At 38.5% G+C, this 20,941-nt stretch carries 28 protein-coding genes and 3 tRNA genes; 15 read left to right on the top strand and 16 right to left on the bottom strand.

The annotated features are described in order from the left end of the window. Positions 1-2: 2 nt before the first annotated feature. The 3 genes from KTH84_RS11335 to KTH84_RS11325 all read right to left on the bottom strand — a co-directional run bounded on the left by KTH84_RS11335 (position 3) and on the right by KTH84_RS11325 (position 768). Positions 3-75: transfer RNA gene (locus KTH84_RS11335), tRNA-Phe, on the bottom strand. Positions 76-201: 126 nt separating this feature from the next. Further along, positions 202-277 (bottom strand) — tRNA-Phe (locus KTH84_RS11330). 107 nt (positions 278-384) lie between these two features. Then, entirely contained in the window at positions 385-768 is a 384-nt protein-coding gene (locus KTH84_RS11325) for a GNAT family N-acetyltransferase (protein ID WP_042895552.1), read from the bottom strand. A gap of 103 nt (positions 769-871) precedes the next feature. Between KTH84_RS11325 and hisB the strand changes: the two genes are divergently transcribed. From hisB to hisA, 5 genes are all read left to right on the top strand, one after another. Then, positions 872-1,465 carry an imidazoleglycerol-phosphate dehydratase HisB gene (gene hisB / locus KTH84_RS11320; RefSeq protein WP_004639787.1) on the top strand — a complete coding sequence of 198 codons (594 nt, stop codon included), beginning with the start codon at positions 872-874 and terminating at the stop codon, positions 1,463-1,465. Further along, positions 1,465-2,082 carry an imidazole glycerol phosphate synthase subunit HisH gene (hisH, locus tag KTH84_RS11315; RefSeq protein WP_262473166.1) on the top strand — a complete coding sequence of 206 codons (618 nt, stop codon included), beginning with the start codon at positions 1,465-1,467 and terminating at the stop codon, positions 2,080-2,082. The genes hisB and hisH overlap by 1 nt, the downstream gene beginning before the upstream one ends. A gap of 153 nt (positions 2,083-2,235) precedes the next feature. Continuing rightward, on the top strand, positions 2,236-2,787 hold the full coding sequence (locus KTH84_RS11310) for a DUF805 domain-containing protein (RefSeq protein ID WP_133971437.1): 552 nt from the start codon (positions 2,236-2,238) through the stop codon (positions 2,785-2,787). Positions 2,788-2,874: 87 nt separating this feature from the next. Next, complete coding sequence (locus KTH84_RS11305; RefSeq protein WP_262473165.1) at positions 2,875-3,516, top strand: 3'-5' exonuclease; 642 nt, start codon at positions 2,875-2,877, stop codon at positions 3,514-3,516. 94 nt (positions 3,517-3,610) lie between these two features. Next, on the top strand, positions 3,611-4,342 hold the full coding sequence (gene hisA, locus KTH84_RS11300) for a 1-(5-phosphoribosyl)-5-[(5-phosphoribosylamino)methylideneamino]imidazole-4-carboxamide isomerase (RefSeq protein ID WP_042895563.1): 732 nt from the start codon (positions 3,611-3,613) through the stop codon (positions 4,340-4,342). 56 nt (positions 4,343-4,398) lie between these two features. On the opposite strand, the gene KTH84_RS11295 is transcribed toward hisA, so the two are convergent. Further along, a complete protein-coding gene (locus KTH84_RS11295) occupies positions 4,399-5,025 on the bottom strand; it encodes a hypothetical protein (protein ID WP_262473164.1) in 627 nt (208 codons plus the stop codon). 106 nt (positions 5,026-5,131) lie between these two features. Then, complete coding sequence (locus KTH84_RS11290) at positions 5,132-5,683, bottom strand: XRE family transcriptional regulator (RefSeq protein ID WP_262473170.1); 552 nt, start codon at positions 5,681-5,683, stop codon at positions 5,132-5,134. A gap of 97 nt (positions 5,684-5,780) precedes the next feature. Here KTH84_RS11290 and KTH84_RS11285 point away from each other — a divergent pair, with 97 nt between their 5' ends. Further along, positions 5,781-6,683: a DMT family transporter gene (locus KTH84_RS11285; protein ID WP_262473163.1), complete on the top strand. Its 903-nt coding sequence runs from the start codon at positions 5,781-5,783 to the stop codon at positions 6,681-6,683. A 30-nt stretch (positions 6,684-6,713) separates the two neighbouring features. Here the strand turns inward: KTH84_RS11285 and KTH84_RS11280 are convergent, their stop codons facing one another. From KTH84_RS11280 to KTH84_RS11265, 4 genes are read right to left on the bottom strand one after another with little or no spacing between them, the layout of a single operon-like run. Beyond that, positions 6,714-7,019, bottom strand: coding sequence for an antibiotic biosynthesis monooxygenase family protein (locus KTH84_RS11280; RefSeq protein WP_262473162.1), 306 nt, complete (start codon positions 7,017-7,019; stop codon positions 6,714-6,716). A 3-nt stretch (positions 7,020-7,022) separates the two neighbouring features. Next, on the bottom strand, positions 7,023-7,415 hold the full coding sequence (locus tag KTH84_RS11275) for a DUF4870 family protein (RefSeq protein ID WP_262473161.1): 393 nt from the start codon (positions 7,413-7,415) through the stop codon (positions 7,023-7,025). 36 nt (positions 7,416-7,451) lie between these two features. After that, entirely contained in the window at positions 7,452-8,081 is a 630-nt protein-coding gene (locus tag KTH84_RS11270; RefSeq protein WP_262473160.1) for a DUF1294 domain-containing protein, read from the bottom strand. An 11-nt stretch (positions 8,082-8,092) separates the two neighbouring features. Then, on the bottom strand, positions 8,093-9,043 hold the full coding sequence (locus KTH84_RS11265; protein ID WP_262473159.1) for a homoserine kinase: 951 nt from the start codon (positions 9,041-9,043) through the stop codon (positions 8,093-8,095). Between the two features lie 112 nt (positions 9,044-9,155). On the opposite strand from KTH84_RS11265, the gene hisF reads away from it, so the two are divergent. Continuing rightward, positions 9,156-9,914, top strand: coding sequence for an imidazole glycerol phosphate synthase subunit HisF (gene hisF / locus KTH84_RS11260; protein WP_000880078.1), 759 nt, complete (start codon positions 9,156-9,158; stop codon positions 9,912-9,914). Positions 9,915-9,951: 37 nt separating this feature from the next. Here hisF and KTH84_RS11255 read toward each other — a convergent pair whose 3' ends face one another. Continuing rightward, entirely contained in the window at positions 9,952-10,590 is a 639-nt protein-coding gene (locus KTH84_RS11255) for a hypothetical protein (RefSeq protein ID WP_262473158.1), read from the bottom strand. A 108-nt stretch (positions 10,591-10,698) separates the two neighbouring features. On the opposite strand from KTH84_RS11255, the gene KTH84_RS11250 reads away from it, so the two are divergent. The 3 genes from KTH84_RS11250 (at position 10,699) to KTH84_RS11240 (ending at position 12,730) form a co-directional block, all read left to right on the top strand. Beyond that, on the top strand, positions 10,699-11,703 hold the full coding sequence (locus tag KTH84_RS11250; RefSeq protein ID WP_262473157.1) for an AraC family transcriptional regulator: 1,005 nt from the start codon (positions 10,699-10,701) through the stop codon (positions 11,701-11,703). A 131-nt stretch (positions 11,704-11,834) separates the two neighbouring features. Further along, complete coding sequence (gene aqpZ / locus KTH84_RS11245) at positions 11,835-12,524, top strand: aquaporin Z (protein WP_133971418.1); 690 nt, start codon at positions 11,835-11,837, stop codon at positions 12,522-12,524. 41 nt (positions 12,525-12,565) lie between these two features. Continuing rightward, the gene (locus KTH84_RS11240) at positions 12,566-12,730 is read left to right on the top strand and encodes a hypothetical protein (protein ID WP_133971416.1); all 165 of its coding nucleotides are present in this window, start codon (positions 12,566-12,568) and stop codon (positions 12,728-12,730) included. A 10-nt stretch (positions 12,731-12,740) separates the two neighbouring features. Here the strand turns inward: KTH84_RS11240 and KTH84_RS11235 are convergent, their stop codons facing one another. The 3 genes from KTH84_RS11235 to KTH84_RS11225 all read right to left on the bottom strand — a co-directional run bounded on the left by KTH84_RS11235 (position 12,741) and on the right by KTH84_RS11225 (position 14,805). Next, positions 12,741-12,983 carry a hypothetical protein gene (locus tag KTH84_RS11235; protein ID WP_262473156.1) on the bottom strand — a complete coding sequence of 81 codons (243 nt, stop codon included), beginning with the start codon at positions 12,981-12,983 and terminating at the stop codon, positions 12,741-12,743. A 45-nt stretch (positions 12,984-13,028) separates the two neighbouring features. Continuing rightward, complete coding sequence (locus KTH84_RS11230) at positions 13,029-13,628, bottom strand: LysE family translocator (protein WP_202743387.1); 600 nt, start codon at positions 13,626-13,628, stop codon at positions 13,029-13,031. A gap of 97 nt (positions 13,629-13,725) precedes the next feature. Next, positions 13,726-14,805, bottom strand: a complete 1,080-nt coding sequence (locus KTH84_RS11225) for a DNA/RNA non-specific endonuclease (protein ID WP_262473155.1) — start codon at positions 14,803-14,805, stop codon at positions 13,726-13,728. 255 nt (positions 14,806-15,060) lie between these two features. Here KTH84_RS11225 and KTH84_RS11220 point away from each other — a divergent pair, with 255 nt between their 5' ends. Further along, positions 15,061-15,495, top strand: coding sequence for a hypothetical protein (locus tag KTH84_RS11220; RefSeq protein ID WP_133971412.1), 435 nt, complete (start codon positions 15,061-15,063; stop codon positions 15,493-15,495). A 55-nt stretch (positions 15,496-15,550) separates the two neighbouring features. Here KTH84_RS11220 and KTH84_RS11215 read toward each other — a convergent pair whose 3' ends face one another. Further along, entirely contained in the window at positions 15,551-17,428 is a 1,878-nt protein-coding gene (locus KTH84_RS11215) for a potassium transporter Kup (RefSeq protein WP_262473154.1), read from the bottom strand. Between the two features lie 118 nt (positions 17,429-17,546). Here KTH84_RS11215 and KTH84_RS11210 point away from each other — a divergent pair. Further along, positions 17,547-17,636 (top strand) — tRNA-Ser (locus KTH84_RS11210). 79 nt (positions 17,637-17,715) lie between these two features. Here the strand turns inward: KTH84_RS11210 and KTH84_RS11205 are convergent. Both KTH84_RS11205 and KTH84_RS11200 read right to left on the bottom strand, forming a co-directional pair. Next, positions 17,716-18,057 (bottom strand): DHCW motif cupin fold protein, encoded by a 342-nt coding sequence (locus tag KTH84_RS11205; RefSeq protein WP_001017478.1) that lies wholly within the window; start codon positions 18,055-18,057, stop codon positions 17,716-17,718. 151 nt (positions 18,058-18,208) lie between these two features. Further along, positions 18,209-18,766, bottom strand: coding sequence for an NAD(P)H-dependent oxidoreductase (locus KTH84_RS11200; protein WP_262473153.1), 558 nt, complete (start codon positions 18,764-18,766; stop codon positions 18,209-18,211). A gap of 116 nt (positions 18,767-18,882) precedes the next feature. Between KTH84_RS11200 and KTH84_RS11195 the strand changes: the two genes are divergently transcribed. The 3 genes from KTH84_RS11195 (at position 18,883) to KTH84_RS11185 (ending at position 20,940) form a co-directional block, all read left to right on the top strand. Then, positions 18,883-19,218 (top strand): winged helix-turn-helix transcriptional regulator, encoded by a 336-nt coding sequence (locus tag KTH84_RS11195; protein WP_056482292.1) that lies wholly within the window; start codon positions 18,883-18,885, stop codon positions 19,216-19,218. A 27-nt stretch (positions 19,219-19,245) separates the two neighbouring features. After that, positions 19,246-19,464, top strand: coding sequence for a DUF6500 family protein (locus KTH84_RS11190; RefSeq protein ID WP_262473152.1), 219 nt, complete (start codon positions 19,246-19,248; stop codon positions 19,462-19,464). Positions 19,465-19,767: 303 nt separating this feature from the next. Beyond that, positions 19,768-20,940, top strand: a complete 1,173-nt coding sequence (locus KTH84_RS11185; RefSeq protein ID WP_262473151.1) for a lysophospholipase — start codon at positions 19,768-19,770, stop codon at positions 20,938-20,940. Position 20,941 lies beyond the last annotated feature (1 nt).

Genomic DNA, 20,941 nt, shown 5'->3' with positions numbered 1-20,941 from the left:
GGTGGCGAGACCCAGGATCGAACTGGGGACACACGGATTTTCAATCCGTTGCTCTACCTACTGAGCTATCACGCCGATGGCCTGTATTAAGCCGTATCTCAGAAGAATAGTCAACTATTATCCTGAGTTTATGATTTAAATGAGTATTTTTTATACTCAAAAAAAATCCCTGATGGGATCAGGGATTGAAAACACATATAGTGGTGGCGAGACCCAGGATCGAACTGGGGACACACGGATTTTCAATCCGTTGCTCTACCTACTGAGCTATCACGCCGAAGTGGGCGTATTAAACAATGTTTATATGATCACGTCAAGCCACTTCCGTATTTTTTGTAACAAGTGATTATTTTTAAATCACTCCTACCTATTTAGCATGGATATTTAGCTATGTAATTTACCAATATGGGCCAAACAACGATGAATAGCCCCACAACCCGGCTCAAAAATCTTTACACCTTTTGACTCTTCTATACGGCAAGCTTCTTCAACCAAGCGCTCTGCTACCCCACGACCCCGGTTAGCAGGATGCACCACAATATATTCAAGTACTTTGCTTTCACCTTGTCCTGAAGACCAGATTGCCCCTATAATTTTGGTGTTAAATTCAGCAGTGTATAGCGTGGTATACTGTTGTAAATCTTGTTCAAGTTGTTCAATCGCATCGTGCCCGTCGCCAAACTCCGGACTTGTATCATACAGTCGCTCAAGCTGATCGCGGATCTCTGAATTATCTAGAGAACTATAAGCGTGTACGGTAATAGGCATTGATTAACCCTCCTGAGCAAACTATGATGCTGTCACGAATTCGTCACAGCGAAATTGTCGTTAACATCCAATCATTTTTGACGTTTTTTTGAGGAACGTGTCCATGACGCAACGTATCAGTGAAGTGGTTAGAAATACCAATGAAACCAAAATTCGAGTTCGTTTAAATCTCGATGGTACTGGTCAAGGCACACTAAACACCGGAGTTCCATTTTTAGACCATATGATTGATCAAATCAAGCGACATGGCTTATTTGATATCGATATTCATTGTGACGGAGACCTCGATATTGACGATCACCACACCGTAGAAGACTGTGGTATCACGCTTGGACAAGCTTTTGCACAAGCTTTAGGCGATAAAAAAGGCTTAAAACGCTATGGTCATTTTTATGCACCATTAGACGAAGCCCTATCTCGAGTTGTTGTAGATTTATCTGGTCGCCCAGGTTTATTCATGGATATTCCATTTACCCGTGCGCGTATCGGTACATTTGATGTCGATTTATTTTCCGAGTTTTTCCAAGGTTTCGTAAACCATGCGCTTATGACCTTACACATCGATAATTTGAAAGGTAAAAATAGCCACCATCAAATTGAAAGTGTGTTTAAAGCACTAGCTCGTGCTTTACGTATGGCATGTGAGGTTGATCCACGTGCAGAAAACACGATTGCATCGACAAAAGGTAGCCTCTGATGACACGTATCGCGTTGCTTGATTATGGCATGGGCAATTTACACTCAGCGGCTAAAGCCCTTGAGCATGTAGGTGCAACAGTCGATGTGACTAATGATCCTAAATTAATTGCAAAAGCCGACAAAATTGTTTTTCCAGGTGTTGGCGCAATGCGCGACTGTATGCAAGGTATGCGTGAAGCGGGTATTGATGAGGTTGTACGTCAAGCCGCTTTTAATAAACCAGTTCTTGCGATTTGTGTTGGCATGCAAGCCTTACTACAAAGCTCAGAAGAAAATGGCGGTGTAGACGCCCTAGGTATTTTTGAAGGTGTAGTAAAACACTTTCCGCAAATGGAAGGCTTAAAAGTGCCACATATGGGTTGGAATCAGGTTCAGCAACTGGACCCAAGCCACCCAATGTGGAACAACATTGAGCAAGATGCACGTTTTTACTTTGTACATAGTTATTATGTCGAACCTAAAGATGAAAGCGTTGTAGCTGCGACCTGTGACTATGGTGTGAACTTCTGCACAGCAATTCACAAAGATAATTTATTTGCGACTCAATTCCACCCAGAGAAAAGCCACACTGCTGGTTTGCAGTTACTTAAAAACTTTGTGGAATGGAATATTTAATTTCCTTTAAAAAATAAAATAGATCAGGCCGTGATGGCCTGATCTATTTTTTTATTTATAATAACAATCTAGTCATTTATAAAATGATTTTTTATTCAACAAAATATTGAAGATTCAAACTTTTATATAAAACCAAATGATCAGGAAAATAAAATGAATCCACCTTTTGAAAATCAACCGCTTCAACAAGAGTCACCCTTTAAAGCAAGTGGTCGTTTTGGGCGTTTATCTTATGCTGCATGGACATTTATTATTAGTTTAATAACTTTCATGATTGCCTTATCAAGCATGTTATGGCTCCGCTCAAACCCATCAGAGATGGGTTCATCAAATATTATGACATTAGGAATGATCCTATTACTCATTATTTATATAGTCTTTGCATATTTTAATTTTGTATTTACTATCCGTCGCTTACATGATCTTAATAATACAGGATGGCTATCACTACTGATGCTTATACCTGTCGTAAACTTTATTTTTATGATTTATCTATTTGTAGCAAAAGGTACCGAGGGCACTAATGATTATGGTCCACAGCGCCCAACTCTTGGCTGGGAGCGTGTTTTAGGCTGGATCTATATTGTCATTATTCCGCTCGTATTTGTTTTCGGTGTTATTGCTGGAATTATGGTTCCGAGTTATCAAAGTTATATTGAAAAAAGTGAAAGTATTGAAATTGGTACACCTTCTCAGTCTCAATAATTTCTTGTGGTCTTTTATAAAGCCTAGTTCTCTAGGCTTTATTCATATATAAAGCTAATAGCTCAATTCTTTTGTATGCTGTTAAATATGTCCGAAGCCTCTCCCCTCCTTGATAAAGCCTCTATTCAGCAGCTTCCTCCTTTCGAAAATCTTAACCACCAAAATATTGTGGTGATTGAAAATATCGAGCAATGTAAAAATATTGAAAATGAATTAAAAGCAGCCCATTTTCTAGGATTTGATTCCGAATCTAAACCCACGTTTCGGGTGGGCGAAGTCTCAACTGGTCCGCATTTGATTCAACTGGCTACTGAACAAAAAGCATATCTGTTTCATGTAAATTCATTCACTTTAAAATTCTTACAGCCCATTTTATCCAACCCAAAACAAATTAAAGTCGGTTTTGGCCTAAAAAATGATAAGTATATTTTTCATAAAAAAGGCATTGAACTCGAAGGTTGTGTTGACCTCGCAAAAGGCTTTAGCCATTTTGGTTTTAAACAGCAACTGGGGGTACAAAAAGCAGTGGTGCTGTTATTTGAGCAATATCTTGCAAAGTCGAAAAAAGTTGGAACTTCAAATTGGGCACGAAAGCCACTTAGTCCTCAGCAAATCAGCTACGCCGCCGCCGATGCATATGCTGCTTTATTGGTATTTCTAGAGCTCAGAAAACAAAAACTATTACCCGCTCACATTTCTCAAACTATTCAAACCGCACTTCAAGCGTAAAGTTATAAAAGTCTTTTCTAAGGCTTAGCGATTGATCAATACTTTGCTAAGATGTGCAAAATTTCATAATCATGATGAAGCAAGGAGCGGAAGCATGCTAATCATTCCTGCAATTGACCTGAAAGATGGTAAATGTGTGCGTTTAAAACAAGGGCGTATGGAAGACGATACTGTTTTCTCTGATGATCCGGTTGCAACTGCCCAACATTGGGTAAATGAAGGCGCACGTCGTTTGCATTTGGTCGATTTGAATGGCGCTTTCGCAGGCACTCCAATTCATAAACCTATTGTTGAAGCAATTGCTAAAGCTCAGCCAGAATTACCAATTCAAATTGGTGGTGGTATTCGCTCATTAGAAACAATTGAACATTATTTAGAAGCTGGTGTGACTTTTGTCATTATCGGTACTAAAGCAGTTCAAGAGCCTGAATTTGTAGAAGAAGCTTGTAAACGCTTTGCTGGCCACATCATTGTTGGTATTGATGCCATGAATGGTATGGTTGCAACTGACGGTTGGGCTAATGTAACTGACGTTAAAGCAACTGATTTAGCAAAACGTTTTGCTGATGCTGGCGTATCTAGCATTGTTTACACAGATATTGCTCGTGACGGCATGATGCAAGGTGTAAACGTTGAGCAAACTGTCAACTTAGCTCAATACTCAGGCTTACCCGTAATTGCTTCAGGTGGCGTAACTAACCTTGATGACGTTCGCAACTTGATAGGCCAACCAGGCATTTTAGGTGCGATTACAGGTCGCGCAATTTATGAAGGTTCACTGAACCTTCGTGAAGCTCAGCTTTTGTTAGATGAAAATCGTCTTTAATTTTTAAGATGTAAAAAAAGAGCCGCTTTAGGCTCTTTTTTATTAACTATATAATTTTATTTAAGATAACTAGAAGTTGTTCTCAAAGTTAGCCGAACTATGCCAGTTGTAGAGTCATAACAAATTAAATATTTATTCTCTATCGAATTTTTAGGCACATATAGCTTTAACCCTTGATGTAAAGCTATTTCTTTATTAAAACTAAAATTTTGTTTACAGCTTATTTTGCTATTCTGAATAATTTGCCAATACAAATCATCCGGACCATAAACTATATATGAATAATGCTGATTAATCTGATTATCCGATATTCCTAATCTTTTTCTTAAACACGGCTCATTGGAATTAAGACAGTATTTTTTCAAATGAGGAAGAAGCCAAACTTTTTTTGCCGGTCGTTGTACAAAAAAGAACTCATCTTTTTCATTATTCACTTGCGATAGGAGCTTTTTATTTTCTGCACTTATTAACCATTCTGATAAACTTTGGATCGCTTCAGGATTGAGTTTATAGAAAGAAATATAGTATTCATTAGACTTAAAATGAGAATCTTCAAACAAAACCATTTTGTATTTATATGCAATTATTTGATTACAATAATTTTGTTTTGTTATATTTCCAATAAGCTCACAATTCTGTTGCTTCACTTCATGAAAATTTTTATACACATAATATGCATCCACCACAAATCCCTTAGTCGTGATCACGAGATATAAACTAAAAATAAATAATATTAATATTCTCAGCCATTTGGGCATTTATATTTCTCTTCAAATTTTTTTATTAAAATCAATAAACCACATTACGAATAAATTTAAGCACTTGGTTACCACTATTGATATAGGTGTAAATCACTGAACTAGCAAAACTAAAAGATGAACCAGCAGCAATAATTTTCGTACTGTCGGTAAATTGTATGGTCAACTCACCTTCTAATACGTAAATAAGTTCTTGCCACCCTTCTGCATCAGCTTCGGCAATATAAGATTCCCCCACTGCCAATGACCATGTCCACAGCTCAACTTGAGACCGAGATGGAACTGAAGCCAGTAAAGTTGCTTTGCTTTCTTCTTTGTCCCCCTGCCAAGCTAGTACATTCACGAAGGATTGTTCTTTGAGCTCTGGTGCACTCACAATCGTTCTAAAATCTACGCCCAACACTACCGCAATCGCATCGAGTTTAGCCAAGCTAATATTGACTTGCCCCGTTTCTAAAGCAGCAATTGTTCGTCTACTCACACCAGCCTGATCGGCCAAGTCCTGTTGGCTTAATCCCTTCTCATCTCGTAATGAACGAATGTTTGTGCCGACATGCTGTAAAACGGTGCTGGACTGGATCATAAAACAAGTAACAAAGAAAATATGAGCAATATATTGCACAAAACATAGGAATACTGCAATATGTGCAGTATATTGCACAATTTCTCCTGATTTGAGTATGTCACCAATTTCTTTAAATTCAAGCAAAGCGCCTCAGTTAGCACTCCTCCTAATTACTATTATTTGGGGCGGAACATTTCTTACTGTGCAATATGCACTGAATTTTTCATCACCTATGTTTTTTGTGGGCTGTCGTTTCGCGGTCGCTGCGCTTACTTTATTGCTTATTTCATTAAAAAGCATGAAAGGTATAACGTTAAAAGATTTAGGTGCAGGTAGCGCGATTGGACTTGTGATTGCGGCGGGCTATGGCACACAGACGATTGGTCTTCAAACCATTCCAAGCAGTGAATCGGCGTTTTTAACGTCACTTTATGTGCCGCTCGTCCCTCTTTTAATGTGGCTCATCTTTAGAAAAACTCCGCATATCATGACGTGGGTTGGAGCAGTCCTTGCTTTTGCTGGTCTTGTTTTGTTGACAGGTAATGGTTTTAAGCAAATTTCATTAAGTTTTGGGCAGCTTTTAACAGTGCTTGGCGCATTTGCGATTGCTTTAGAGATTATTTTTATTAGCTACTTTGCTGGAAAAGTAAATTTACGCCGTGTCACTATCATTCAACTCGGTGTTGCCTCTCTAATTTCTTTTGCGATTATGCCTGTGGTCGGTGAACATTCGATTCCCGCATTTTCATGGCCTCTGGTGCTGATTGCTGTTGCATTAGGCTTAGCTAGTGCGCTTATTCAATTTGTTATGAACTGGGCTCAACGTGTGGTTGACCCTTCACGTGCTGCGATTATTTATGCAGGAGAACCCGTTTGGGCGGGCATTATTGGTCGAATTGCTGGTGAGCGTTTACCAGTCATTGCTCTTTTTGGTGGTGCTTTAGTGGTATTGGGTGTTTTAGTCAGTGAGTTAAAAATTAAGTTGCCGACCAAAAAAGTCAAAAGAATTCAAGAATAAAAAGAGAGCGAAATGCTCTCTTTTTATCTATTATTTTTTCTTTAATAATATACAGGGTTGATAATACTCAACTGTCGGCATTGGATCATAAAATGGATGGAGCAATGTTTTCCACTCCTGATAAGCCTCAGACTTTCTAAACCCTTCTGTATGATTTTCAATCTCATCCCAAAAGATCATTACAATATAATGATGTGGGTCAGTTGCATGACTAATGAGTTGGACAGCATTAAAGCCTTCCATTGGATAAACAATATGTTTAGCTTGCTCGAAAGCTTCAAGAAATGCTTCACTTTGCCCAGACTTTATACTCAAATGCACATGTTCAATAATCATGATTTATTGATACATCGGACGGTTATCATTTAAAGCAATCAAGCCGCGAATTGCACGATATACAATCCAGATCCACGCAGCGCCAATTACACCTACACAGAATACGGTCGATGAGACTGCAACCCCTGCAAACAGATCGGTATTTTCACCAGTAAAGAACAAGAAAATAAACGGCAAAAAGGCAATAATATTCCAAGCAAGATACCACCAGAATGTTCTGATTTGCCATGTAAAGTGGCTCGCAAAAATTGTACCTTGTACATCAGAGCGTTTTACGTAGTTAATAATTAGAGCAATAACCGCAAGTAAGCCACCAGTAAAAATAGCAACAATATAAAGTACATATAAAACAAGTGTTAAAATACGATTTGAATCTTGGTCGATAGAACTATTCATTTTTATACCTCTCAAGTTTAATAAAACAATTTACTTTTATGAGCCCCGCAATACGTTTAAGGGAGAAATTAGCCATAAAATCAAAAGTAAATGAAGGAATATGGTACAAAAATAAATCTTACGAAAGGGTTGTTTTTGTGTTTTATGTCTCAGTTTTTGTTGTGCCCACCATGCAGCAGGCCAGCCCCCTAAAAAACTGACAATATGCAATGTTTGTTCAGGCACACGGCGATTACCCAATTGTGCAGCTTCCTTATCTTGTGAATAGAGCCAATAACCCAGCACATTCATCATTAAAACAAACAATAGGGTATAAGCTGGCAAAGTATGGATAAAGCTCATAATGCCCATTAAAATAAAATAAACGACGATCCCCATTTGCATGGCAGACCAGGGTTTAGCTTGAAAAGAAGATTCTGTTTTTACAGGTTTTGACGTTTTACGAGTTTGAGATGCTTTTAGGTAGGTCACCTGCTGGGCACGAAAGCGACCTCGTTCATCGAGAATAACCAGATATTCCAGTGCACAGCCAATAATTGGCCGAGGACCGGGGCGTGCAAAATCTTTGATATGCAAAAAGACTCGCTCTTTTTCAGCATCATCTGGCTGAATAAAGCCATAACCTTTTTCGTCGAACCATTCGACTAATCGCCCCTGATCTCGCATCTTTATTCCTTTTATGCTTTTACGTGGTTCAAACGGTCTTGCATCATCGCTCGCATTTCTAGCGGATCTTTTTGCAAAATGTCGTCGCCTGTACGTCCTTCTTCTTTATTTTTTTGAGCGACTTGCAAACGCATCGACCAAAAACGGCACGCCGCCATTGCCAAGAATACATCTAAACATGCAAGTTCATCTGAAGTAAGTGTACGAACTTTTTGATATGCCTCTAAGTAAGCCGCCACTTTGTCTGAGTTTAAATGCGCTGCTGGATATTCGGTACAAAAATCGTTGATGGTAATCGCAATATCAAATAGCAATTCATCTTGATTGAGCTCGTAAAAATCTAGAATACCTTGTAGTTGCTCGCCTTCAAACAAAGTATTGTCGCGGAACAAATCTGAATGAATAAAACCTGTTGGTCGGTTTGAATACTGTGCTGTTTTCGCATTAAAAGCTTGATAGACCTGTTCAAGTAAATTTTGGTCCTCTGGAGTCATGCTTGGTTTAAGCTGTTCAGCCACGCCCGTCCAATATTGATGATCACGTCTATATTCACGCTCAAGCGGAAAATCTTGCAAAGCAACATGCAGCTTTGCCTGTGCGTCTGCAATAGCAGCAACCTGTGCAACTGTGGTTTGCGTGGGATGGTGCCCCATTAAACGTGGTGCAATCTGTGCAGGTTTTTCTGCAATAACATGAACCGCTTGTCCACTATGTTTTAACGGCACAGCAACTGGTACATCATGAGTTCCCAGTTGTTCAAGAACTGGAATGAGTTCACCCGCCCCTTGAGCATCTAGCTCTTCAAATACAGTGAGTACATATTGCTTACGGTTTACATCAACCAAAAAATAATTGGTGTTTTGAATACCTCCCTGAATTGGGTTCAGCTCCAACACCTCTAATCCATAAGGTGCAGCAAAGGCGCGAACTTCATCTAAACTCAAAGTGGTATAAACCGACATGGAAAACCTGCAAAAAACATCTGTGAAGTTTGATAGAATACCTCTTCCCTCCATGAAGGTGTAGCGCCTGTGTAGGAACTTTCACCAACGGCGATTATTTTTGGAAAAAGCTATGCTTGCTAAACGTATTATTCCTTGCCTAGACGTTGATAACGGACGCGTAGTTAAAGGCGTTCAATTCCTCGATATTCGTGATGCTGGCGACCCTGTTGAAGTGGCACGTCGTTATAACGAACAAGGTGCAGACGAAATTACCTTTTTAGACATTACCGCTACACATCATGGACGTGATACCACTTACCGTACTGTTGAACGTATGGCAGAGACTGTATTTGTGCCATTAACTGTTGGTGGTGGTGTACGTAAAGTTGAAGATATTCGTGCGTTATTAAATGCAGGGGCAGATAAAGTGAGTATTAACTCAGCTGCCGTATTTAACCCAGAATTTGTTCAAGAAGCTTCACAGCACTTTGGCGCGCAATGTATTGTGGTTGCAATTGATGCTAAAAAAACTGGTGATAACAAATGGGAAATCTTTACCCATGGTGGACGTAAACCAACAGGTATTGATGCGATTGAATGGGCTGTAAAAATGGCTGACTATGGTGCGGGTGAGTTACTCATCACCAGTATGGATGCCGACGGTACTAAAGCGGGTTACGATATTGCATTAATGCGTGCTATTAATGACCGCGTTACCATTCCAACGATTGCATCTGGCGGTGTAGGTAACTTACAACACCTTGCAGATGGTATTTTACAAGGTGGTGCCGATGCAGTATTGGCAGCAAGTATTTTCCACTTTGGCCAATATACCATTCCAGAAGCTAAACAATATTTGGCTGAACAAGGCATTGAAATGCGCTTATAAGCATATTGATATTTAAAGGGGCGATATGCCCCTTTTTTTATGCAGCACCGTCTACAACATTCACATCACCGATGAGTTTAGGTTTTTCTTTTTTCTCGACCCATTTTGCAGGAAAGATTGTTTCTACAGCTTGAGTTAACGGTTTAGCAATCACTGTCGGTAACCATATACCCAAAGGATTTTGTTCTTTTAAATCTGCCGAAGAAACAACGCGGGTTCCCATGACGTAATCAAACCAAGGCTTGGTCACACACCAGTTGGCATCTTGATTAGAGTTCATGTGGTGGTCGTAATGCCACGGAATTTTACGCTTTGCCCATTCAGGCTCTAAATGTGCACGGCGATGAATATAGTAATAATTACCGGCACTGTACCAAGCTGCAAGTGCCATACCTTTTGAAAATGGATAGAAAATTGCGCTTGAAACAGTTGCCACCACCGCTAGTGAAATTAACTCATTTTTAGTCCGCCAGTTTCCAACACCTTCCACATAGCAATCATCATGAAATTGCTGTTTACGTACTTCACGATGATGTGCCCAATGTGACTCCATGCTTTTTGGCACAGGGCTATATCTCGGTTGTCCAGCACGATGTACCCCATGCAAAATATATTTATGAGCGACCCATTCAAATGCGTTAGCCACCGCAATTCCAGCAATAAACCCTTTTAACATCGCTTTACTCCTTTTTCTTTTTATTCAGAATATAAAATTTAATATGCTATGTATTGACCAGAATTTATGGTTTGATTGACAAATCACGACAAGAAAGAGGTGGTTGGGATGCCACAACTAAAAAATTACACAGGTTCTGTCTATGGAGGATTGGGACACCTATTAAAAGCTTATTGTGAGGCCAATCAATTAGCAGTTCCTGAGCAATTAGAAAAAATTCAAAATCTGGAACGCTTTGACTATGTGGTTTGGCGTGATTTATTAGAAGTCATTTATCAGCTAGATCCGAAGCCCGCATTAGGCCTCGAAATTGCAAAATATGTACAGCCTAAACATTTAGGGATTATTGCCTACCTTGCTTTATCTTGTGACAACTTAGGTGAAGCATTAACTCGTTATTATGATTTTCATCGCCTGATCTATGACGGTAGCCCTTTAGCTGTTGAGCTACATGGGCAATATGCTTCTATTCGTTGGGAAGCAACCGAGCTTCATCCGACCCAGTTGACCGATGAAATTGCCATTGCATTAGTCGTCCAATTTTTACGGCTTTTCATGTCACATCAAGATGTACATTTACATGAGGTGCATTTTTTAAATTCTGCACCTAAAAATATGATGGTCTATGAAAAATATTTTCAATGTCGGGTTAAGTTTAATCAACCACGTACCGAACTGTTAATTCCTCTTACTGAAATTAAAAAGCCATTAAGTAGCGCAGACCATACATTACAACAGTTACTTGTTCAGCAAGCACAAGCGCTATTAGAAAAATTACCGAGTTCGACTCAAATAGATCAACGTCTTCAATATGCCATTTTAACGGGCCTACAAAAAAACCAATATCAAATCGAATCAATCGCAAATTCTTTAAGCCTATCTATTAGACAGCTACAACGACATTTGCAGCAGCAAAACACCACCTTTCAGGAGCGAGTACAACAAGTGAGATTTATGTTGGCGACTGAATATTTAAAAGATCCGCATTTAAGCTTACAAGAGATTGCTCTTTTGCTTTGTTATTCAGAGCAAAGTGCTTTTCAAAGAGCTTTCAAACATTGGACAGGTCAAACACCCCAAAAATGGCGAGATTATTTTTTGAACAATAATTAACCTACCAAAACTTACAATTCTTTTCTTGATTAAAACAACACTGAAAACAAAAATTTCATATAGTCACATGCTTCAAATTTGTGTGACGTAATTCACATTAATTAAAATAGACGAATAGATGAGTAATCATAATGAATAAATATTTTGCTGAGTTTCTAGGTACATTTTGGCTTGTCTTTGGTGGTTGTGGTAGCGCAGTGTTAGCCGCAGCTTTCCCCGAACTTGGTATTGGCTTTGCAGGTGTAGCCCTTGCCTTCGGTTTAACCGTACTGACAGGTGCTTATGCTCTAGGGCATATCTCAGGTGGACATTTTAATCCCGCGGTAAGTGTTGGCCTTTGGGTCGGCGGCCGCTTCGATGTTAAAGATTTAATTCCATATATTATTGCACAAGTGGTTGGTGCGACCGCTGCTGCATTTGTTCTTTACATTATTGCTCAAGGTCAAGCTGGCTTTAGCGGTGTTGGTGGTTTTGCTTCAAATGGTTTTGGTGATTTATCACCAAATAAATTTGGCTTAGGTTCTGCTTTCTTAATTGAAGTGGTACTTACTGCTTTCTTCTTAATCATTATTTTAGGTGCAACTGACCGTCGAGCGCCTGCTGGCTTCGCTCCTATCGCAATTGGTTTAGGGTTAACGCTTATTCACTTAATCAGTATTCCAGTAACCAATACTTCGGTGAACCCTGCACGTAGTACAGGCGTTGCGTTCTTTGCTGAAACTGCGGCTTTAAGTCAATTATGGTTGTTCTGGGTGGCGCCGATTTTAGGTGCTGTGATTGGGGCGATTATTTATAAAGTGGTTGCTGGGGATAAGGATTAACTTTTCTTAGACTCAATCTACTATCGCGGTGGGTGACATGAATGTCACCTGTTGAGCAGGGGTACATGGATGTACCCTCTGATCAACAAAGCCTTTTGTTTACTTTTGGGCTTTCAAAAGTAAGAAATGTCTATACAAACTCAATAAGACCTAACGTGGTATTAAAGACTGTATGGCAGCACGGCCATGCTAAATATAAGACATAGAATGCATAAATTATAAAAACGGATTATTAATTTCTTGTTCAGCTGGACGTTCAATTTTCTCAGGCAATTCTTCTTTTTCCAAAGCCGCAACTACATCGTTTAAAAAGCTCTGTAGGGTCTTCGCTTGTTCTAATCCGACTTTGTCTTTAGTAATTTGCAAGTTGCCATAAATGCTGACGTAATCAACCTGATTTTCTAATGTTAAATCTTCAATTGAAGAAGACTCTGTACCCTTTTCAAATGGCTTAAACATAAGTGTTGTCTCGTTGTTATATGTTCACAGTGTAATACGACCAATTTAAAAAAAATCAATCAAAATTAAAAGTGCCGATAAAATTAAGAATGCTCCCATCAAGATATTAAAATATTTCAAACGGTTGCCATGATTCAGTACCACCGAAAATTTATCGCCACATAGTCCCCAAAAGAACAAACATGCATAACAAGTGAAGAAATAAATAATGATAAAGATGGGCAACGACTGTGGGTTTTCAATGCTTGTAAACATGGTAATGCCAGACACGCACGCCAGCCAAGCCTTGGGGTTAAGCCACTGTAATAAGAAGCCATCTTTAAAATTGGGGATAATAATATGCTCTACAGGAGCATTTGAAATGGAAATGTTGGCAGCAGAAAGAATAATTTTTATACCGATGTAACAAACAAATAAGGTGCCACAAATCGCAAGAATTTTTAACACAACAGGAAATTGAGTTAATAAACTCTGAAGACCAAATGCCATAAAAATCAAAAGTAAGGTAAAACCAATGGTCGCGCCTGAAATGTAAGGAAGCGACCTTTTTAAACCATGATTTAAACTGGTCGATAAAATTACGGTATTCACGGGACCCGGGGTAATAGACATTGCAAATGAAAAAAGAAACATCGAGGCAAACATTGTTATTGTCCTTATTAAAATAAAAAAATCAGACAGATCTGTCTATTTATCTTATTGTATAATTTTAAGGCTGTGCAATAACAATAAAAAAAATTGCTTACTTCAATATTTGTAAGAAATAGTTCACCAAGGCTTCAACCAATTGTTTCACAATCGCTTGGCGTGTTTCTTCATCAATGCTTGGAACTTTTGCTTCCATTGGTTCTGACGAGCCACTTTTTTGCTTTTTAAACTGATCTTGTAACGCTTTAATTTGATCAGCGTTTAAGTCCTGTTCACATTGGCTCTCACCATCCCAATGTAAATAGTCTAACTTCTGATTTGGCTTAACCGATGTGGCCGTTAAAGGTAGACGATAGACATTACGCTTTTGCTGCTCAGTTAACTGCGGGAACAGGTTAACGCCTAATCGTTCTTCAAGGTAGCAAACACTCACCACTCTCACTTGCAGAGAATTATTATTGGGTGCGTAGTAAGCCCCAATAGCGCCTGTTTTTGGTATATATACCGCTTTATAAACGGCGGTTGGAACAATTACACCCTTTCCAATAGTTTTAAGACGCTTACCTTCAAAAACAGGGCCGGTAACCACATATACATCTTGTTTCTGCTTAGTGGCAAGGGCACGTGTGGCTTCTTCAAGCTTACGCCAGACTTCCTGATTATTTTTAGGCGCTTGTGGCACCATGTTACTTAACGAAAAGCTATCGGCCTGTGAGTTCTTATTTGGCATATCGCCATTCGGTGCCATATGACCACGGTCATAACCTGAGCCACGATAGTCACTTAACAGTGAACGGTGCTTTAGATCAATACGGGTTTCTTCATGAAAACTATCTTCACGCTTAATTTTGACACTTAAACGTTCCGGACTTAGATGTTCAGCCGACCATAACGGCGTTTTAGAAATGCCTGAATACAAGACATTAAAGCCATTAAAGCACAGCGGATAACTGTCTTTTTTTAAGCTTTCTTTATTTAAAGCGGGTGGTACTTCACGATAAAACTGATTAAGACAAGTTGAATTGGTACTTAAAGGCGAAAACCACTGCGAAATTTTTTCACTACCAAAAGCAATTGCAAAGCTTCCGGCCGCAATACAAGCAAGAATAATCTTGCCAAAATGTCCACTTATAGAAAATTGGTTTGTACCCTTACTACGTTTTTTAGTTGCCATGTTTATATCAATACCACTGTCCACCCGCAGCTTAACAATCCTGCTTTTTTAAGTATATCTCTTATCTTTCAAATGGTTAAAACATAGTCATATTTTTTGTAACTCTACTCCACTATACGTAACAATTTGTTGGGCTTCTTAGAGGCTTTGGCTATTGAATTACGTCAATTGCGTATCTTTCGTTGAAAAGCACTGATTGCTTATGACATGGTTAGCTCCACAAATTTGGATAAAAATATAAACGGAGTCCACTTAATGATCCATTCAAAGATTATTGGTATTGGCGTAATCACGGGATTATGTAGTATGGCCGCTTTGGCTGAACCAGCAGTCCAGCCAGGAGAAACTTTAGAAAGTTTATCTAAAGTAAAAGTTACAACAACTGTAAATGGCCAACCCGGCTCTATTAGTGACTTAGTTAATAGCGGACAAGTACAGCAAGTTTCTGCTGCACCAACAAATGCAGCACCTACAGGTGCTCCTATTCCAGCAGATGTTCCACCAGCGCCTCCAGCAGGCGGTGAAATGGCACCTCCGGCTGCACCAATGGATGCTCCTGCACCAAATCAAGCGTCTCCAGCGCCACAAGACCAAAATATGACCCCACCTCCGGCGGATCCAACTCAGTCGGCAGACCCAATGGCAAAAGATGGTCCTTTGCCAGCAGATGCGCCTGTTCAAGCTCAATAAACAAAGCCATAAAAAAACCAAGACATGTGTCTTGGTTTTTTTATTTCATGAATTTTTATATTTCGATTTGACTGCCTAACTCAACCACACGGTTGGTTGGAATTTGGTAGAAATCACTCACCGGACTGGTATTACGCTGCATAGAGATAAATAGTTTTTCTCTCCATGGAGACATACCATCGCCCACCGAATGAACAATACGATCGCGGGAAATAAAGAAGCTGATATGCATTAAGTCATATTCAAGACCTAACTGCTCGTAAGCTTGCATAAGTGCTTTTGGTACATTCATTTCATCTTTAAAGCCGTAGAAAATTTTAATACGGAAGAAATGTTCAGCTAAAGTTTCTGTTGAAATACGGTCTTCTGGCCCGACAAACGGAACATCTTCAATCACCACAGTGACCAAGATATTGCGCTGATGGAGCACTTTGTTGTGCTTGATGTTATGCAGCATGGCATGTGGAACCACGTTTGGCGTACCTGTCATAAAGACGGCATCGCCCGGAACCCAGTGCACGCTATTACCAATACTTTTCACAAACAAATCGAGTGATAACGTATCGTGTTCGAGCTTGGCAAAAGTGAGCTCACGGCCACGTTTCCATGTCATTAAAATGGTCACTGCAATCGCACCAATGAGTAATGGAACCCAACCACCCGACAAGATTTTAAGTGAAGTTGCGCCCACCAATACCGACTCTAGAACAAAGAATGGAATAATCAGGAGTAGCACTTTTGGCAGACTCCACTTCCAAGCCGAATAGATAAACACAGCAACCAAAATTGTGTCACACAGCATCGTCAAGGTTACAGCGAGACCATAAGCACTTGCCAAGTTTGAACTGCTTTTGAAAATCAAAATTAAGATGATAATTGCGATTAAAAGTAACCAGTTTAAGAAAGGAATATAAATCTGACCTTCTTCAGACTCAGAGGTATGTTTAATGCTTAAACGTGGTAAGTAACCCAATTGAATTGCTTGGCGAGCAAGCGAAAATACCCCAGAAATTACGGCTTGAGAGGCAATCACGGTCGCCATGGTCGCCATAATAATCATTGGGTAAAGTGCCCACTGCGGCACCAATAAATAGAACGGGTTTTCAATTGCCGATGGATCTCTTAATAGTAATGCACCTTGACCTGCGTAGTTTAAAACTAAACACGGCAACACTACAAAGAACCATGCTAGACGAATCGGAATTGGTCCGAAATGTCCCATATCGGCATAAAGTGCTTCACCACCAGTGACTGTTAATACCACAGCACCCATAACAAAAAAGGTCATTAGCGGTTGGTGATAGATAAACTGAATTGCCCAATGCGGACTAAACATGCCTAACACCACAGGGGTTTGAATGACACTATGAAGACCTAACATTCCTAAAGCTAAGAACCACACCATTGTAATCGGGCCAAAAAACTTACCTACAAAGGCAGTACCGTGTTTTTGTACCAAAAACAACGCGATGATAATGGTAATCGCAATTGGCATGATGAATGGGTCAAACACATTGGTGGCAATAGACAAGCCTTCGACTGCCGAGAGTACCGAAATGGCTGGGGTAATAATACCGTCACCAAAAAACAGCGATGCGCCAATAAAACCAATGGCAATCATGTAGATTTTTTTGTTATCGGCAATTTTGGCTTTACGTAAGTTCAATGCGAGTAAGGCCATGATTCCGCCTTCGCCATTGTTGTCTGCACGCATGACGATGGCGACATACTTAATACTGATGATCAGCATTAAGCACCAAAAAATAATAGATAAAATTCCTAATACGTTTTCAGGCTTAATTCCCAACCCATGCGCGGCATGGAAGGACTCTTTTAAGGCGTAGAGTGGACTTGTTCCAATATCTCCAAAGACCACCCCAAGAGCTGCCAAAGCCGTGGCAGGCAAGGTTGCTTTTTTGGCCGTATTTTGCATTGTGTAATTAAACCAACATGATTTTTATCGCAATCTTATCACCTCTATTATTTTTTTTCTGTAAAGCTCATCTTAAATCTTGGCAGAACTTGTTTTTTTAGTTACTATCGCACGCCTTGGTGAGGTGTCCGAGTGGCTTAAGGAGCACGCCTGGAAAGTGTGTATACGTTTGCGCGTATCGAGGGTTCGAATCCCTCTCTCACCGCCAGAATTAAAAAAAGACCTAAATCGTTTAGATTTGGGTCTTTTTTATTGCACTCTTTTTAATGAATCTAAATAAAATCACTCTAATCAACTATAAGTAACTTCGCACCATTCAGGCTAAAAGACTGATGTGGCTCCGAATTATCCCCTACCTGATAACTCATTCCTGAAGTTAAAGTAAATGTTCGCCCATCCTTCAACCTACTTTCTAACTCACCTTCTAGGCAAAATAAAATATGTCCTTTTTCACACCAATGATCAGCTAAGTAATTTGCCGAGTACTCTACAAGTCTTACTCTTATTTTGTTTCCTTCTTCACCAAAAAATTGAGTTTTCCAATAAGCTTTTCCAGTTTCACCGCTATATTCAGTGACTTCAATTTCTTCCCAGTTTGTAATTTGAAATGGAAAAGGCGCGATATTCATAATTTTTTCCAAAGACGTATTATTGTATTTTCAAGTTATAGACAAAATTGGTTTTTGCAAATGATTTATCGAAAATTAGAAAGATATCAAAATTTTTATCCATTCTTTAAAGACCCAAACTCTTACGCTTAGGCCTTTCCCATCTTTAAACTTACTTAGACAACGCTAACAACTTCTGAACATACTGAATCGCATTATTGTCTATGTCTTGGTGAGTCGGAACATCGTCGTCTTCTGAAGGGTTTGTGTCTAAACCATAAAATGCATGAAGCGGTTGATAGACTGCCCCAACATATAAAGCTGTTAGTTCAAATGGTGTAAAAATCTTCTCTAAAGAAATTTGATACTCTCCGCTTTCTGAATAAACTTGTTCTTGCCCACCAGCAGATAAAGCCAGCATAAACTTTTTATTTTTGAGCTTGTTGCCTTCTGAACCATAAGCCCAACCATACACCAAAACTTCATCTAACCATTGTTTTAATAGCGGTGGGCAGTTAAACCAATACACTGGAAATTGAAAGACTAAATTTTCATGTTCTTCGACAAGTGCTTGCTCTTTGGCGACATCAATCACCCCGTCTGGGTAAGCTTGATAAATTTGGTGAACCGTAAATTGATCGGGATGCTTTTCTAGTTCCTCAATCCATCTTTTATTTACAACAGACTGGTCTATGTGAGGATGGGTAACAATGACTAATGTCTTTTTCATTATGAAAACACGCTTATCGAAAAGTAGATAAATCGATTATAGAAGTGTGCTTTCCTAAATATAAGTACGGTAATTTATGTTATATACTATACTAAAAGATAGTATGGATTTTAAAAATGGATGACTGCATTCCAACGTATACGCCATTAGAAGATACGGGTTTTGGCTACACCCTTTCTTTGATTAACGGCAAATATAAGATGATTATTATGTATTGGCTTTATGGAAAAACCGTCATGCGTTTTAATGAGCTGCAACGCTGCATTGGCAATATTTCGTTTAGAACACTTAGCAATACACTCAAAGAATTAGAAAGAGATGGACTAATTCATCGCAAGGAATATCCTCAAATTCCGCCAAAAGTCGAATATCGTCTTTCAGAAAGAGGACAGTCTTTGATTCCTTTATTAGATATGATGTGCGATTGGGGCGAACGTAATAAGTCGTCTTAGTTTTATAGACTTGAAGTGATACTAAATATGAGAAATGAATTAAGAGAAATTTTTATTAAGGGATGCGACGATAAAATTGAAAAGAAGGGTGACAATGTCGGTCTATCTTTTTATGCTTTTTTTAAAAATAAAAATGACAACCCTGAGTTACTGATGGAAGCAGCGCATTGGTGGATTATGGAGCATAAGCTAGATCACTTTGAGAAGGCTGTGAAGATTAAAGAATTGGTTTTGAGTAAGCAGTAGAAATTAAAAGAAAAGACTGTCAAAAGATATTGTTTTGAAGAAAGGTAAGTACAGTCTTAAATATACATTTGAAATAATATGGCAATTACATAGTGACAAATTTATGAAATTATAAACTGTATTTATACCATCTATTAAATATAAAAATATAGTATAACATTCTTTATATTTGTTTGTTTCTTATAAATATTTTATGTTAAATTATAAAAATAGTTAGATAATAAAGTAATTAAAAATTAAATTACTTGATTAGTATTGTTAATTTTCAATCAAAAAATACTACTATGCCAATTTGGGGGCAATGTGACTACAAAAGAATTAAGTTATGGAATTCACAACTTTTCATTAGAAAATTTTATTAAAGACTATTGTAGTCCGACAGAAACTTCTGTAAATGAACGTTGGCATTTTGCTTCTTCACTCAGTCAAATTCATAGATGGGCTGAATCCGCCCATGCTTCATATCTCCTTATCGGAGGATCATTTGTTTCATCTAATCCAAATCCCGCAGATTTAGATATAGTTGTGGTATTCAAAAATAATCTGCTTACTCAAAAATGTCCAGAAAGCTTATTAATAGGTCAAACTCGAGTTGATATTCAATATATTTCTGAAGATAACCCATTACTCTTAGATGCATTTATCTTTCTATTAGCCCATTCAAAGTCGGGAGTGGCTAAAGGGATTGCTTGCATTCCAGTAAATTCAAATAATGAAGCTCCCATAATTCCTTCCCAGAAGCCTGTGCTTTATAATACTGTAATTGAAATATACAGTGGGCAGACTAAGATACTTCCATATAGCCGCAAAGGAATAATAATACCCATTCATGGAGTAAATACGAATGCATATTGGCTCAGTTATTTTTCATTATTAGCCTCAAATTCTGGGTGGGGGATTGCACCATTTGTATACGGTCGAGAATGCCCAACTACATTATTAAATAGCAAAAGAAGAGAAAAAATTGCTGAAGATTTCCGTATATGGCTTATTAAAGTAAGAGAGCAGTTTAATGGCCCTATTGCAATTTTTGGTCATTCCCTAGGAACATATATTTTTGCGAAATACTTAGAATTATATAATGATAATAGTGACAAATTTTGTGGTGTAGTTTTAGCTGGTTCAATTCTCAATACAGGTTTTGATTGGAATAAATACTTAGATTCAAACCGTATAACTGCATTATATAACACTTATTCAATTAGGGATGAATGGGTAAAAAAAATGCCAAATGGAGGATATTTTTTCTGTAAAGATACACTATATGGTCACGCAGGGTACTCAGGTTTCGAAATTAATCACAATCGATTATTTCAAAATAAATTAGATATATTAAATCATGTAAATATGTTTGAAAATGATACTATTAAGCAGTGGATCAATTTTTTAGAAATATCTTTTAAACTATATAACAGTACAGATCACATACGACAAAATATTAATCTTGAAAATATTATTCGGCCATTCACTTATTAGA

This window comes from Acinetobacter sp. WU_MDCI_Abxb74, assembly GCF_025513915.1.
Classification (GTDB): domain Bacteria; phylum Pseudomonadota; class Gammaproteobacteria; order Pseudomonadales; family Moraxellaceae; genus Acinetobacter; species Acinetobacter calcoaceticus_C.
The sequence above is the reverse complement of the archived record's forward strand: the minus strand, read 5'-3'. Positions and strand labels throughout refer to the sequence as shown.